11 protein-coding genes and 1 pseudogene are annotated in these 15,213 nt (G+C 67.2%); 5 read left to right on the top strand and 7 right to left on the bottom strand.

What is annotated here, in order from left to right:
* Positions 1-111: 111 nt before the first annotated feature.
* From L7N97_RS24350 to L7N97_RS24340, 3 genes are all read right to left on the bottom strand, one after another.
* Complete coding sequence (locus L7N97_RS24350) at positions 112-972, bottom strand: helix-turn-helix transcriptional regulator (RefSeq protein WP_237480809.1); 861 nt, start codon at positions 970-972, stop codon at positions 112-114.
* A 236-nt stretch (positions 973-1,208) separates the two neighbouring features.
* Positions 1,209-2,033 (bottom strand): SDR family NAD(P)-dependent oxidoreductase, encoded by an 825-nt coding sequence (locus tag L7N97_RS24345; protein WP_237480808.1) that lies wholly within the window; start codon positions 2,031-2,033, stop codon positions 1,209-1,211.
* Positions 2,034-2,401: 368 nt separating this feature from the next.
* Entirely contained in the window at positions 2,402-3,349 is a 948-nt protein-coding gene (locus L7N97_RS24340; RefSeq protein WP_237480807.1) for a LysR family transcriptional regulator, read from the bottom strand.
* Positions 3,350-3,467: 118 nt separating this feature from the next.
* Here L7N97_RS24340 and catA point away from each other — a divergent pair, with 118 nt between their 5' ends.
* The 3 genes from catA to catC are packed head-to-tail and all read left to right on the top strand — an operon-like array spanning position 3,468 to position 5,917.
* Positions 3,468-4,406 (top strand): catechol 1,2-dioxygenase, encoded by a 939-nt coding sequence (catA, locus tag L7N97_RS24335; protein WP_237480806.1) that lies wholly within the window; start codon positions 3,468-3,470, stop codon positions 4,404-4,406.
* A 58-nt stretch (positions 4,407-4,464) separates the two neighbouring features.
* A complete protein-coding gene (locus L7N97_RS24330) occupies positions 4,465-5,628 on the top strand; it encodes a muconate/chloromuconate family cycloisomerase (RefSeq protein ID WP_237480805.1) in 1,164 nt (387 codons plus the stop codon).
* 13 nt (positions 5,629-5,641) lie between these two features.
* Complete coding sequence (catC, locus tag L7N97_RS24325) at positions 5,642-5,917, top strand: muconolactone Delta-isomerase (RefSeq protein WP_237480804.1); 276 nt, start codon at positions 5,642-5,644, stop codon at positions 5,915-5,917.
* Between the two features lie 311 nt (positions 5,918-6,228).
* Here catC and tnpC read toward each other — a convergent pair.
* The 4 genes and pseudogenes from tnpC to L7N97_RS24305 form a co-directional block, all read right to left on the bottom strand.
* A pseudogene (gene tnpC, locus L7N97_RS24320) lies at positions 6,229-7,710 on the bottom strand (IS66 family transposase).
* Positions 7,711-7,815: 105 nt separating this feature from the next.
* The gene (gene tnpB, locus L7N97_RS24315; RefSeq protein WP_237480697.1) at positions 7,816-8,172 is read right to left on the bottom strand and encodes an IS66 family insertion sequence element accessory protein TnpB; all 357 of its coding nucleotides are present in this window, start codon (positions 8,170-8,172) and stop codon (positions 7,816-7,818) included.
* Positions 8,169-8,618, bottom strand: a complete 450-nt coding sequence (tnpA, locus tag L7N97_RS29950; RefSeq protein WP_428981026.1) for an IS66-like element accessory protein TnpA — start codon at positions 8,616-8,618, stop codon at positions 8,169-8,171. The genes tnpB and tnpA overlap by 4 nt, the downstream gene beginning before the upstream one ends.
* 160 nt (positions 8,619-8,778) lie before the next feature.
* On the bottom strand, positions 8,779-9,408 hold the full coding sequence (locus L7N97_RS24305; protein WP_237480803.1) for a tyrosine-type recombinase/integrase: 630 nt from the start codon (positions 9,406-9,408) through the stop codon (positions 8,779-8,781).
* 637 nt (positions 9,409-10,045) lie between these two features.
* Between L7N97_RS24305 and L7N97_RS24300 the strand changes: the two genes are divergently transcribed.
* Both L7N97_RS24300 and L7N97_RS24295 read left to right on the top strand, forming a co-directional pair.
* Positions 10,046-13,207, top strand: a complete 3,162-nt coding sequence (locus L7N97_RS24300) for a DEAD/DEAH box helicase (RefSeq protein ID WP_237480802.1) — start codon at positions 10,046-10,048, stop codon at positions 13,205-13,207.
* Positions 13,204-14,982, top strand: coding sequence for a phospholipase D-like domain-containing protein (locus tag L7N97_RS24295; RefSeq protein ID WP_309242843.1), 1,779 nt, complete (start codon positions 13,204-13,206; stop codon positions 14,980-14,982). Before L7N97_RS24300 ends, L7N97_RS24295 begins: the two co-directional genes overlap by 4 nt.
* Positions 14,983-15,213 lie beyond the last annotated feature (231 nt).

Genomic DNA, 15,213 nt, shown 5'->3' with positions numbered 1-15,213 from the left:
GCGGCCGCCCGGGGGGCCGTTCGCGTTCGAGATTGCCGGATCTGGTGAAGCCGGACGATGCCGCGGCGTCTCACGGCTGACCGAAACGTCTCATATTTGAGGCGCGGCTTCTCAGGGCGCGGCAGACCCCGCAGTCCGGCGCGCGAGGGCGCGGAAGGCGCTCGGCGACACGCCGGAATGATCCCGGAAGAAGCGCGAGAAGTGGCCAGGCGCAGCGAAGCCGAGGTCGGCGCCGATCTGCGCCAAGCTGCTGCTCCCCTCGACGATGGCCGCGACGGCGCGCTCGACGCGGATCCCGTTGAGGAACACGTGCGGCGGGGCCCCCGTTGACTGCTCGAAGAGGCGGTAGAAGTGGGCCCGCGACAGTCCGGCGTCCCGGGCCAGCGCCTCGACTCCGTCGAGCAGGCCGGGCTCCTCCCTCATCCGCCTCATGGCGCGCCGGATGCGATGGTCTGGACCGCTGCGGCGCGCGAGGTCGCGCAGCGACGTGCCGACGTCCCGCCATGCCGTGAAGCGCTCCAAGACCGCTACCATCAGCCCTGACAGCAGGTCGTCCTGGATGCGCGAGGAGCCCGGGGCGGTGATCATCTCTGCGGCGAGGTCGTGGGCGAAGCACCGGATCGCTTGCGTCACGCTGCCGATGGGCTCGGCGAAGAAGCCCGGCGCCGCGCTGGCGGCCCAATTGCTGCGGAACTCGCCGAGCCACGCCGGCTCGATGTAGAGAGCCAGGATGACGGCCTTGTCGCGCCCCGCATCGTGGACGTAGGCGTGGGTCTCCCAGGCATTGACGAGCACGGCCTGCGCGTCCGTCAGCGACACGATGCGCTCACCGACGAGAAACTGCGTGTCGTCGCCCTCGACCTTGAGGAGGACATGGCAGTGCGGATGAGCATGGCGCACCAGCCCGCGATCCATGTCGAGCAGGGCGACACGGCCGAACGGCCCGTGGGCGATCTCGATCGCGTCCGACATCCTCCCCTCCGCTCCCAGACGTTCCATCCTTAGCGGACTGAGAATAGTCAGCGGGGCGCCGAAAATCGATGCCTGCTCGTGTTTAGATCACAAATGCGCCGTACCTTGCCCGAAAGCGCGCCATCCCCGCCTCGTTTGGCTTTGAGCTTCCCCGTTCGGCGGGCCGACCGTCTCGAACCGCGCTTTCGAAAGCCGTTCGGAACCGTTCGCGGCTGACGCCGGAAGCCAGGGCTCGCTCAGACCGAACCGCCGACCCAACCGGCCAACTCGGACGCTTTCCGCGCGGCGTCGGCCGGCGGCAGGTCGGACCGCCAACGCTTGGCGTCGATTCGTCGGCCGGTGAACGCGTGCGACGCGTCAGAGGCGAGCCACAACAGCGGAGGGACGACGATCGTGGGGCGAAGCATCCCGGCGCGCGCCTCCGGACCGACGGAGGACGGGATCAGCCCCGTCTCGGTGGCGCCCCCGGGCAGGAGCGCGTTGACGGTCACGCCGGTCGCGGCGAGGTCCTGCGCCCAGATGACCGTCTCGGACTCGAGTGCGGCCTTGCTCGGGCCATAGGGCGAGAAGCCGGCGCGCCGCATGGTTTCGTGGTTCATGGATATGTTGACGATGCGGCCGCGGCCCGAGGCGATGAGGGCCGGCACGGCGGCGCGAGCCATCAGGAACGGGCCGTTGACGTTGGTGTCAACGATGTCGCGCCAGACCGCAGGTCCGACCTCCCAAAACCGCGTGGGCGTCGTGAGGAAGTCGTCACTGACGAGGCGCATGCCGCGGCCTGCGTTGTTGACCAGGACGTCGAGCCGCCCGAAGCGCGCGACCGTGACTTCGACGGCCGCGGCGCAATCCTCCTCCCGCGTCACGTCGGCCCGGACAGGGACGATCGCGTTGTCCGAGGCTTCGGCCGCCACGGCCTCGACCTCCGCGAGGCTCCGCGCCGAGGTAGCGACTACGCTGGCGCCCGCGGCTGCCAAGCCTAGCGCCATGGCACGGCCGAGGCCGCGGCCGGCCCCGGTGATGATAGCGACGCGCCCGGCGAGAGCGTGCTTCGGTTCGCTCATGGACTCAACTTCTCCGAATGCCTTGGGTCCGGGCGGTATTGCCGCGGCGGCTTTCTCCGCCCGAGGTTCGGCGGCTCAGGTGAGCATAGGTCATAGACCGGCAATGCGGGGCCAACCTGCAGGAGCCGGGGCTTTCTGCTGGGCATAGCAGCAAGACTCCAACCCGTGTCGAGGCCGGGAGCCCGTCCAATCATGTCCGCTCTGTCCATGCGCTCTTTCGAGAGCAGCCGGACCGCTGTCCACCCGACCCCGAAGTGAGCGGAGGCAGCTCGTCTCGGCCGCGAGATGCTTTAACGCGCTCATCCAGGCGGAAGCGGTGAGGCTTCCGCGGGACCGTGCTCTGCCTCTTGGCGCCAAGCCCGCGGATCTCAACCGTGCGGCACTTGAGCTCCTTCGGCAGCAGGACCGGCGCCGACCAGCGTGGTGGGCTTCAACGCTTGCCCGTATACGGCGAAGACGAGCTTCTTCACGAGCGCGAGCTCGGGCGACGGGTCGCCTCTGCGCAGGCTCATGAATATGGGGGAGAAGGCTCGTTCGTCGGCTAGCAACCGATATACGACGCCGTCGCGCTTGAGATTCTGCACCGCTGCTGGGACGACACAAACACCGTCGTCGGCGGCAACCAGGCCGAGCGCCGTCTGCAGTTCCCGGACCTCACGGACCGCAGCGGGCCTGATCCCGCCCTCGCGGAACAACGTGAGCACCTGGTCTGCATAGCTCGGCCTCGGTGTTTTAGGATAGACAATCAGCCTCTGCCCCCGTAGAGCGGCGAGTGGAAGCGGCTCCGCGTCGCGGGACACCGGATGCGAGGCCGGCAGCGCCGCGCAGAGGCGCTCCTGCTGGACCAGGGTCCGCTCCACGGCAGAGTCCTCGAACGGCACGCGGCCGAAGCCGACGTCGATGCGGCAATCCTTCAGCGCCGCCACCTGCTCCAGGGTCGTCAGTTCCACAAGGTTCAGCTCGGCGCCGGGCCGCGCCTCGCGCCACGCTCGCACGACCTCAGGCAGGCGGCTATAGAGCATAGACCCTACGAAGCCGATGCGGAGGCTGCCCTGCGCCTTCACCCGGCCGACGATGGAGACGATCTCGGCCACACCTTCCAGCACGGCGAGCACCTGATCGTAGACCAGACGCCCCGTCTCGGTCAGGCGCACGGGTCGGCTGGCCCGCTCGAAGAGTTGGACGCCGAGTTCCTCCTCCAGCTGCCGGATCTGGCGGCTGAGCGGGGGTTGCGCGATGTGCAGGGCCGCAGCCGCCCGGGTGAAGTTGCGCTCGCGGGCGACCGCCTCGAAGTAGCGGAGCTGGCGTAGTTCCACGATACCTCCAGGGTATGATCGAAACCCGAAGGGTGTTGGACGCCGAAACACCCCAGATGGCAAGCTCCCTCTGCAACGACGTCGCGAGCCGAATGGCCGAATGCAGAGTGGAGGGGACATGACGACACGGATCAGCGAGACGGCCGAGGTGACCGGCGTGCTCGACAGGGCGGCGGGCCTGGACCAAGCCGGCGGCGACGAGCGGCTCAAGAACATCATCCGCCAGATCACGGGCGATCTGTGCCGCACGATCGAGCGGTTCGACGTCACCCCGACGGAGTTCTGGACGGCGGTGGATTACCTCAGCCGCGTGGGCATGAACCACGAGATGGGGCTGCTGGTGCCGGGACTCGGGCTCGAACACTTCATGGACGTCATGATGGACGAGCAGGAGCGGAAGGCCGGGCTCACCGGCGGCACCCCGCGGACCATCGAGGGGCCGCTCTGGATCGCCGACGCGCCCCTGGTGGAGAGCGGCGAGGCCCGCCTCGACCAAGATCCCGAGCAGGGCGAAGTGCTGTTCGTGGACGGCACCGTCCGGGACACAGACGGCAAGCCGGTCGCGGACGCTGTGGTGGACGTTTGGCACGCCAACACGAAGGGCGGCTATTCCCACTTCGACCCGTCCCAGAGCCCCTACAATCTGCGCCGGCGGATGAAGACGGACGCCGAAGGGCGGTATGGCTTCCGTTCGATCGTGCCATCCGGCTACGGCGTGCCCCCGGACGGGCCGACCAACCAGTTGCTCGCCGCGGTGGGCCGGCATGGACAACGCCCGGCGCACATCCACTTTTTCGTGGAGGCATCCGGCTACCGGAAGCTGACGACACAGATAAACTTGGCCGGCGACGCCTACCTCCACGACGACTTCGCCTTCGGTACGCGGGACGGCCTCATCTCAGAGGCGGTCCAGCACGCGGATGCGGAGGAGATCCGGGCGCGCGGTCTCAACGAGCCGTTCTCGACCCTGAGCTTCGACTTCGTGCTGCTGCGCGATGTCGCCGACGTCCCGGAGACGGTGGTGGTGCGGCAGCACGCGCCGGCCGCGGCGGCCTGAGCGCGTTCGAAGCTCCGGCGACCGCGCCGGAGCCCCATTCCTTCCGACGACAGAGACGATGCAGGACCTTCGACAGGGCGCCGCAGCGCTCCATCCGACGCGCGACCTCGTGATCCGCGAGGTAGCTGCGACGATCATCGACGTGCCGACCCTGCGCGAGCACAAGCTTTCGCAGACGGCCGTGCGGGCGCAGAGCTACGTGCTGGTCCGGGTGCGCCTCGAGAACGGCGCCACCGGCATCGGCGAGGCTGCGACGCTGGGCGGGCCGCGCTGGAGCGAGGAGTCGGTCGAGGCCATCAAGGCCAACATCGACGCCTATCTCGCGCCCGCCCTCCTCGGCCGCCCAGCCTCGGCCTTCGTGGCCAACGGCGCCGTCCTCGACGCGGCGGCCAAGCGCAACAACGCCGCCAAGGCGGCGATCGACACAGCCCTCCACGACGCGGTCGGCAAGTCGTTGGGCCTGCCGGTCTCGGCCCTGCTCGGGGGCGCGGTGCGCACGAGCATGCCGGTGCTCTGGACCCTCGCCTCAGGTGACCCGGCGCAGGAGGCGGACGAGGCCGAGCGCAAGCTAGGGGAGCGGCTGCACCGGCGCTTCAAGGTCAAGCTCGGCGCGAAGGCGCCGGCCGACGACATGCGCCGCATGCGCCACCTCGCGAAGGTTCTGGGCGGCCGGGCGGAGCTGATCGCCGACGCGAATCAGGCCTGGGACGAGCCGACAGCCCGGCGCTGCCTCGGCGAACTCGCGGACATGGGTGCTGCGTTGGTGGAGCAGCCGGTGGCGGCATGGAACGTGGACGCCATGGCGCGACTGCGCGCGCGGCCGGGCACGCCGCCGTTGCTCGCCGACGAGTGCGTGTTCGACATCCATGACATGCTGCGTGTGGGCACTGCGGGGGCTGCCGACGCCGTGTCGCTCAAGCTCGTCAAGCACGCCTCGCTGCGGGGCGTGCAGGATGTTGCGGCTGTCGCGACGGCGGCGGGCGTGCAGCTCTACGGCGGCTGCCTCCTGGAGAGCTCGATCGGGGCTGCAGCTCACCTGCATGTCTTCTCGACGTTGCGGGAGGTGGAGTGGGGCTGCGAGCACTTCGGTCCACAGATCCTCGCGGCGGATCTGGTGAGGGAACCGCTGCGCTTCTCCGACTTCGAGGTGCACCTGCCGCAGGGGCCGGGCCTGGGGGTGGAGATCGACGAGGATGCCGTGCGCCGCTTCGCACGGGACTGAGAAAGGCTGTGGGATGCTCTACCACGTGCGCATGGACGTTCACCCGCCGCAGGGCATGGCCTCGGCCGACTTCGACCGGCTGAAGGCCGAGGAGAAGGTGCGGGCCGAAGAACTGCAGCGTGACGGACGCTGGATCCACTTGTGGCGCATCGCGGGCGAGTACGCCAACATTTCCATCTTCGACGTCGCTGATCACGACGCTCTACACGCCCTCCTGTCCACCCTGCCGCTGTTCCCTTTCATGACCGTAAGGGTGACCGCGCTCGCACGGCACCCGTCGGCGCTGTGACGACCAACCGGCGTCCGTGGGGCCGTAGCCGCGATTGCGGGATGGGCACGGTCAATGCCGCGATCCGAGAACGGGTCAGCCTGTTGAGCCGGGGCACTCCCCCCCGACGTAACGCTCAGCGGGAGCGTCACATGGTTGCGGACGCGGCCTGATCGCCGCGACGAGGTCGAAAAAGGGACGTCACAAGATCCGAGCTGCAGATGATCGAACGTCCGCTCCTTCCAGACTTCCGCTCGTAACCAGTCTGTCGTAAGCGGGTTGCCGAGCCCACGTTGCGTGGGGCTGCCTGGTGAGGCAGGGCGCCGGACGGCTCAGGCGGCCGCCTTGAACCCCGGGATGGTCGGGTAGGCCCAGGGCAGGAGCTCGTCGAGCCTGCTCTGGGGATGGCCGCCCACGATGTGGGTGATCACGTCGCAGAGGTAGGCCTGCGGGTCGACGCCGTTCAGCTTGCAGGTTTCCACGAGCGACGCGATCGTCGCCCAGGTTTGGCCGCCCCGATCCGAACCGGCGAAGAGGGCGTTCTTGCGCGTCAGGGCGAGGGGGCGGATCGAGCGCTCCACTGTGTTGGAGTCCATCTCCACCCGGCCGTCGTCGACGTAGAGCGTCAGCCCCACCCAGCGCGAGGTCGCGTAGCGGATCGCCACGGCGAGCGTGCTCTTCTGGCTGAGGAGGGCCAGCTTGTCGCGCAGGACGAGGTCGAGCTTCGCCAACAGTGGCCGGCTGCGCTCCTACCGCGCCTGGCGGCGGGCCTCGGCCGGGAGCCCGGCGATCTCGCCTTCGATCCGGTACAGCGCCGCGATGCGCTCGAGCACCTCGGCGGCGATCGGCGACGCGCCCTTGGCGGCGAGGTCGATGAACCCTCGCCGCACATGGGCCCAACAGAAGGCGAGCTTCACCTGGTCGCCCTTCGTCAGGGCGCGGTAGCCCTCATAGCCGTCCACCTGCAGCACGCCGGAAAAGCCGGCGAGATGGGCCATGGGCCGCTCGGCCTTGCGGTCGGGGGCGTAGACGTAGGCCACCGCCGGCGGATCGGCGCCGCCCCAGAAGCGATCGTCGCGCGCGTAGGCCCACAGCTGCCCGGTCTTCGTGCGGCCGCGGCCGGGGTCGAGCACCGGCGCGGTCGTCTCGTCGGCGAAGAGCTTCGTCGACGCCTTCAGGTGGTCGAGCAACCGCCCGTGCACGGGTTCGAGCAGCAGCGCCGCGCGCCCCACCCAGTCGGCCAGGGTGGAGCGGTCCAGGAGGACACCCTGCCGGGCGAAGATCTGCGCCTGCCGGTACAGCGGCAGGTAGTCCGCGTATTTCGACACGAGCACCTGCGCCACGGTGGCGTCGGTGGACAGCCCGCCCTCGATCAGCCACGCCGGTGCGGGCGCCTGGGCCACGCCGTCCGTGCAGGCCCGGCAGGCGCATTTCGGCCGGCACACCACCAGCACGCGGAACTGCGCCGGCACCACGTCGAGCCGCTCGGACACGTCCTCGCCGATGCGATGCAGCGGGGCCGAGCAGCACGGGCAGCCGTCGTCGGCGATGTCCACCACGGTGTCGATCCGCGGCAGGTGGGCCGGCAGAGAGCCCCGGTTGGCCCGGCGCTTGGCGACGCGGGCGGCGCGCACGGTCGGAGCCGCCGCCTCGGCGATGGCCTCGTCGGCTGCCTCGGCTTGCTCGGCCTCCTCCAGCCCGAGCTGGAGCTGATCGAGGGGCAGGCTCTCCGCCCGGCGGCCGAAGCGGTGGCGCTGGAGTTCGCGGATGATCTTGCGCAGCCGCTCGTTCTCGGCCCGCTCGGCCGCCAGCATGGCCTGCAGGGCAGCGGGGTTGTCGGAGGGGGCGGGCTCGCTCGGGATCACAGGAGGATCAGATCACACCCGAGCCCCGCGCGCGACGCCTTCGCCTGTTCTCGCCTAACCGGCCAGCCGCGGCACGGCCACCTCACGCGGCACGTGCACGCGCCGCCAGTCGAGGCCGTCGACGAGCGCCGCCATCTCGGCGGCGGTCAGCCGGACGGCACCGTCGCCCGGCTTCGGCCAGCGGAACGCGCCCGCCTCGAGCCTTTTCGCCACCAGCACCACGCCAGTGCCGTCGAAGAACAGGAGCTTCAGCCGGTCCGCCCGTTTCGAGCGGAAGGCGAACACCGTGCCGCAGAACGGGTCGGCGCCTAGCTGTTCGCGCACCAGCATGGCGAGGCCGTCCATGCCCTTGCGGAAGTCCACCGGCCGGGTGGCCAGCATGACGCGTACCGCGCCCGCGGGGCCGATCACGTGCCGGCCCTGAGCGCGCCGATCACCGCCGCGATCGCGCCGGCGTCGGCATCCCGGCCCACCCGCACCACGACGCCGGCGATCTCCACCTCGATGCTCGCCTCCTCGATCCGCTTCCGGCGCCTGCGCGGCTTCGGGCCAGTGGGCGCCTCATCACGGGGCGGCGCCTCGGGCTCGGAGGCCACGAGGACGGGCACAAACAGCGGTCGCTCGGCGGGCAGAGACGAAGATGGCCCGAGGCGAGCCAGTCGGCGCCAGCCGAACAGCTGCTGGGACGTCAGGCCGTGACGGCGCGCGACCCCGCAGACCGAGGTCCCGTCCGCGTAGCTTTCGTCGACGATCGCCGCCTTTTCGGCCGCGGTGAAACGGCGTCGGCGCCCTCCGCCGGTGAACACGTCGAAGCGCTGCGGCCCCTCCGACACGTGCATATGCTCAGGTATAGACATGGATCGAAGCCTCCTGCGGCCTCGATCATCGATCACCCGGTCAGGCTCCAGAAGGTGGGGCCGGGGCGACGCTTACAGTCTGTCCGCAGCCCACCCTACTTCGCCGTGGCCAGGAGCCCCTATCGTTGGTCGCGGTGGCACTGAGCCACCGCGCTTCGTGTCAGAGATCGGTCTGTTCGGACAGGATCAGGGCGTCATCGACCTCGACCCCGAGGTAGCGGACGGTGCTCTCCAGCTTGGAATGACCGAGCAGGAGCTGGCAGGCTCGCAGATTGCCCGTTCGCTTGTAGACGAGGGCGACCTTGGTCCGGCGCAGGCTATGGGTGCCGTAGTTGGCCGGGTCGAGGCCGGCCAGCGTGACCCAGTCGTCGACGAGGCGGCCGTACTGCCGCGTCGTGATGTGGTCGCCCGCATGGCTCCGGCTCGGGAACAGCCAGTCGATCGACCGCGAGCCCCGCTTCTTCAGCCAAGCGGCGAGGGCGTCGCGGGTCGGCTCGGTCATCTCGAATGGCACGGGTCGCCCGGTCTTTTGCTGAACGATGGTCGTCCGAAGGCGCACGCCTTCGCCGAGGTGGACGTCGGACACCCGGAGCTTGACGAGGTCGCAGCCGCGAAGCTTGCTGTCTATCGCGACGTTGAACATGGCGAGGTCGCGGACATGGCCGTCATGCTGGAGGCGGGTCCGAATAGCCCAGATGTGTTTGGGCTTGAGGGGCGGCTTCGGGCCGATGATTCGCCCGCGGTTCCAGGGTACGCGGGTGGGCGTTTGAGGTGCTGTCGTCTGGGTCATGGTGAGCTCCCTTGAGGAGCCCATCACGCTCAACCTACTCACGAAGGAGGGCCAGTCACGGTCAGCGCCAAGTCTCGACGTTCAGAGGTCGCCAGCTTGCGGACGTTCGGGTCGCCCCTTGTAGAGCCGGTGACGATCCTTCATTGCCGTAGTAGGACGCGTCTTCAGCAGGCCGCGGCGGCACTGATCCGGCACATCTCGTCAACGAGTGGCTTTCGACACTCACCCAGCATGTCCAGCACGGCGCCGTTTCGGCACGTAAGTTTCCCTTTTATCCTCTGGCCATGCCAGCCGATTTATGGGAGATTCGGCGTGAAGCGTTCAGTCCTTCTCTCCTGCCGATGGCTGTGGTGACGACAGGACTTAAGGCGGAGGTGCTAGTCTGACAACTCGTTCGCACCGACATGCCACCTTTTCGATCGAGGACCGATTCAGGTTCGCTGAAGACTCGTTCCGCGCCGGCAACGGCGCCTGGACGTCCAGCCTTCGTCGGGCCACAGGAGTTGATGACGGTGAGCATTATCTCGTCAGACTGTATGCAAAAACCGGCACCGCGATCGACCAGGATTTGCGGAAGCTGTTCGAGAGAGGGCTACGTCGTATCCGACGTGTGCTCTCGTCCCGCCGCGCGCGCGAGATGCTGGTCGAAGTGATCGAGATAATCGAGGACGAACGCGAGCTCGCGATCGTTATGCTCGATCCAGGTGCACCCCTGCTAAGCTCACCAAGAAGTGTACTCGCACGGCGTCAGCTATGCTCGACGAGCGCCGGTCGGGCTATGTTCTGGCGAAACATCTCGCGTGTCATAGAAGCGCTCTCCCACTGCCACGACGCTGGCATCGTCCATGGCGCGATCGACGAGCACGCAGTCTTCGCACGCGGCGATGACAATCCGAACTATCGGCTGGGCGGCTACGAGGCATGCGTCCACATTGCCGACAGTGATCCCGACCCGTCCGGGGGAGCCTTGAGGAGGTCGGATCCGATCTCGTTCCGCCGTGATCTGGCCGACGTCGCTGGAGTGGTGAACGTGGTCCTCGGGCTCGATCAACCCGGCGCGCCGATCCTGTCGAGCATTGAACGGCGCATGCTCGGCAGGATGGCCAACCCACCTCACCACCAAGCATATGACGGCCACGCGGCCCTTGAAGACCTGACGGAGGTGATCGAAGAACTCGGGCGATCCGGTGCTGGCATCGAAGGTGAGATGATCCTCTACCCGGGAGCCGAGGCGTTGAGAGTCGACCTGCCGACGCTGACCTCGGGAATGATCCCTGCGGAGGATGCCGACGCTGTCACGCGCTTCATCGCGGATGACCTGTCGAGCGTCGACGTCCGCATGATCGTCGGCCCGTCGAAGGGCATCCGGATCGTGACGGATCTGGCCACATACGACGTGCAGCTCGTCGAACCTCGGATCGGCATGATCACACATGGCGCAAAGCGCCGACCCCACGATCGGATCAACGAAGCCTCCGACGTCAAGCGGCGCATCTATCTCGCGAGGAACCGAGGTGCCGCCGCCGAAAGGGTGCGCAAGCTCGGACACGGCGCGGCGGTGTGGGCGAGCACGGATCGCGACCACAGCGTCGAGACGCGGGGCGATGATCCACCTTCCTGGACTGCTCTCCTCCTCCTCGAGGTGTTCTCGCTGTTGAAGCAGCAGTTCAGGACGTTCCCGGTCGACGTGCTCACCCCGCCACGAGGCCAGGCCGATTTGGTCTGGATCGCGCCGAGGAACGACTCCGATCGGGACACCCGCCGCAGCGTCCTTAAGCTGCCGCCGATGGCGGTCGCCCTGCGGAAAGAAATGGAGAACGATGAGGGTCGACCGGACTGGAGCATCTCCCAGAGCGACTGGTTGGGCCGTCTCCGTGACCGATCTCCGGAACTCGCCTTCGAAGCCGCCGGGGAGATCGACGGGCGGCAAGCATACGGCTTTCGGGCGAGCGAGCCCGTCCTCCCGGAGCAGCACGTCTACCTTCGCCCCCGCAACGATGCGGGCACCGACCGCGCCATCCGTCGCCGCCTCCTGAACGTCGTGGCGGCACGGGGGAACCTCGAGCTTCTGAGGGCACTCGACGACCCCGCAACGGTCGCGATGGACGAAGCCCTTCGGGGCGTGGCGGCGCCCGGGCCGCCGCCAGACGATCTCGACGCTTCGAAGAAGACGGCCTGGGCGTCGATAGCCGAAGGCAGGTCGATCAACGTGGTGGTCGGGCCGCCGGGTGTCGGAAAGACGTACCTGATCGCCCAGTTGATCCGGAGCATCCTGGTTGGGAACACCGGCGCCAGGATCCTGGTCTCGTCCCAAAACCACGAGACGCTCATCTCGATCGAGCACGAGCTCAAGAAGCGCTTGTCGTCGCTCGGAAAGATCGTCATCAGGGTCGAGAAGTCGCAGGTGGAGGAGGAGGAAGCAGTCCTTCGCCGGGGCACACGCGAGCTCCTGACCGAGGCTCTGAAGGCCGAGTCGTCGGGGCCCCTCTCGGGCCCATATCAGGAGATTCGGCAGGCGCTGCGGCCGACGGACGACAGCGAGCGCGTCGTGGCCGAAGGCGTCCTTCGCGACACCGACAACCTGCTTCTGCGCTCGTCCGACGTCACGCTCGCGACGACCTCGTCCTTTGCAATCGAGGAGATGATCGCGGCCGGTGAGCAGTTCGACTGGGTCTTCGTTGAGGAGGCGGCACGCGCGAACGGGTCCGAACTGATCGGCGCACTCCTGCTCGGCAATCGCAGGGTCATGATCGGCGATCACCGCCAACTTTCGCCCTTCGAGGCAAGCGAAAGACAGAAATTCTACGAGCCGTCGTCGGCCGAGGAATTGCTCAGGGATGGGGCTTTTCGCCTGACGTCCATCCCGGATCTGCCGCCCGAGATCGAGCCGACGTTGAGGCGCCTGGCGTCGGACCGATCCTTTTTCACGGACGTGCTCGCCGCGGCGGCTCGCCTCGAAGAGCCGTTCCGCTCCATCGCCGAACGCGAAGAGGATCGCGAAAACGCGACAGGACGCCCGAGCGCCATCGCGCAGACCCTCGTCGAACAGAGTCGGATGCATCCGGCCATTTGCAGGATCGTCTCCGACACATTCTACGGTGGGAGGCTCGTGCCCTCCGCCCGAGTCTCGGCAAGAAAGCCGACAGTCGGGTCTGAGTCAGGTTTCCCGACGACCCCTGTCGTCGTGCTGGACCTGCCCTCATTGAGCGTATCAAGCATAGATGAATTCGAAAAGGTCGAAAGGAAGACGCTGGCGAATACGGCAGAGGCAGCAGCCCTGATTGACGCGCTCAGGAAACTACGCCCATCGGACCCGTCCGCAGAGCCACCGAGCCTCGTCATCCTCGCGCCCTACACGGGGCAAGTCACGCACATCGAACGCTCGATCAAGCCGATGGTGGACGTCGATGGGCGACTGCGAGGCTTCGTACCGCCGAGGGCTGACGGGCGTTTTGTCTACACGAGCGACAGTTTCCAGGGAGGCGAAGCGGACATCGTACTGGCGAGTCTGGTCCGCAACAACGTCCTTGTGGGGAGGCGAGCGCTGGGATTTATGAAAAATCCACAACGCCTGAACGTGCTCCTGAGCCGGGCCAAGCAGAAGTTCGTGCTCGCGACGAGCCTGAGCTTCCTCCTGGAGGCGGTCGACGGCACCGATCCCGACAGGTTGGGCGGTGATCTCGGATTTATCCGGAAGCTGGTCGGCGATCTGCGCCGAATGTCTGCCGCGCCGTCAGCAATCGCCGCAGCCGAGGCGGCAATCCTCAAGCTAGACGAGCGCGGGATCATCGTACGGTGACCATCTTCATCGCCGCATGGCACTACTGGGCGCGGATGGTGGTCCAGAGAACCTGGGGCTGGAGCCCGGTCGAGGAGTTGGTGCTGCTCCACGTCGACAAGACCCCTGGCACGATCGAGTCGATCAGGACGGACCTGAGCTTGAGCCCTCAGGTGGTGGGAGCCACCATCGCTCGTCTCATGCAGTTCGGCTTGATCGAGCTGCAGACGTCGCCTCGACCGCTGTTCTCCACCAGCGCGATGGGACGAGAGACGGTGCGGACCGGCCGGCCCCTGCCCGAGCGGACCGCCGACCGAGAGATTTCGGTGAGCCTCGTGTACGAGCGAGTCGGTCGATCGATCTTCAGGAGGCGCGCGGTCAAACTGCGGTCGGCATCTGACATAGGTCCTGTCGCCGGCGTCGTTAGATTTGATCGGGACGAACCCGACGAGAATGACGAGACGATGTCGCTACGCGCGGCTCGCTTCATGGCGGGGACGCTCAGGCCGGGCGAGTGGCTCCGTGGCACGAAGGCGGTCAATTCCGTCATAACCCGGCGGTACCTCGAGATCGATCTCGCCGACGCTCGGGACGGCGTGTTCCCCGAGGGCGCCAGCGATGCGTTGAAAGACGCGCTGCGTGCGACGCTGGCGACCGGCGTCCTACCGGTCCAGAGGGCCGCGGAGCAATCGCCCATGCCCTCGGTCGAGGTCGAACTCGGGGCGGACGACCTGATCTTGGGCGCGAGAGAGCAGCTCAACCGCTTCGTCGAGATCGTCGACAGGGCCGAACGCGACGTCTTCGTGCTCTCGACGTTCGTCGCATCGCAGAATGACGAGAAGGGGCGGGAGGAACGCGATCACCTCCTCAACTCGCTGGATCGCGCGGTGAAGCGGGGCGTCCGCTGCCACCTGTTTTTCGGTACGTCCCTCGACGAAGGGGCGAAGCACGCGTCAGCGATGCAGGAGATCAAGACCCGCCTTTCGGCTGGCGGGCTCATCCGTGGGACGCTCCTCGTCCACCGCGATCCGGTGAGGAGCCACGCCAAGGTGCTGGCGGCGGATGATGGAGACGGGGGCGCGGTGGTGCTCGTCGGATCGTGTAACTGGCTGTCCACACCGTTCAACGCCGTCGAACTATCTGTGAGGCTCGGTGATGGCGAGGGAGCGGCCGTCGGCTTGGACCTACTGCGATCGATCGTGGTCGCCTTGCCGGAAGCGAGCCGCTCCGTGGAGTCCCTTCGATTTATGGCCGCCGAAGCCCGGCGCCGATCACAGGAGACCGCCGGTCGAAGGGAAGTGCCCTCGGAGGCGAAGATGACATCTTTATCGGTGGTCTACGCTGCAGATCACGAGCGGTTGCTGAGGCGGGCGGCGCACGAAGCATCGACGCGTTTCATATGCTGCACGAACAGGGTCGGGGCCAATATGGTGCCGGCCTTGTTCACCCCGGCGGAAGTGGCGGGGCGCCGTCTCGACGATGTCAGAGTCCTCTACTCGCGTCATACCGGGCCGACGAAGCGACGCCATATCGCTGAACATCGAGAGCGGCTTCACGGCATAGTGAAGTTACTTCCTTACAGAAATCCACAACTACACTGTAAATTTCTACTGTGGGACGACGATAATGTCGTCGTCAGCATGTTGAATTGGGGTTCGCAATCAGGTCGCGCAGACGATCCTCTAGATGAAGTAGGTATCCACATTCAAGGCTCAGGGATAGCTGTCGAAATGCTGGGGCGTTTGGAACGGATTATCGAAGAGACGCCACAGACCGCAATCGCGCTGCACAGCTGAACTGCCTCCTCGACCCTTGCCAGAGCTGCCCCATCATCAAAACATCTCAGGGACTTCGCCGATGGCTCGGCGGCACGGGCCCACTCACGCTCACCCACGGTTCGGTCGACGGGCGACGGTGCAACCGGCCTTCGAAACATATGAATTTCTGCACAACTGTGGAAGGTTGTGGTTCGACCGATCGACTCGCGTGACGATCGGCGTAGCATGTTGCCGCGCATTGCATCCCGC

Origin of the sequence: Lichenibacterium dinghuense (assembly GCF_021730615.1) — a bacterium.
GTDB classification, from domain to species: domain Bacteria; phylum Pseudomonadota; class Alphaproteobacteria; order Rhizobiales; family Beijerinckiaceae; genus Lichenihabitans; species Lichenihabitans dinghuensis.
Note: the sequence above shows the minus strand (reverse complement) of the source record. Positions and strands in the feature narration are given on the sequence as shown.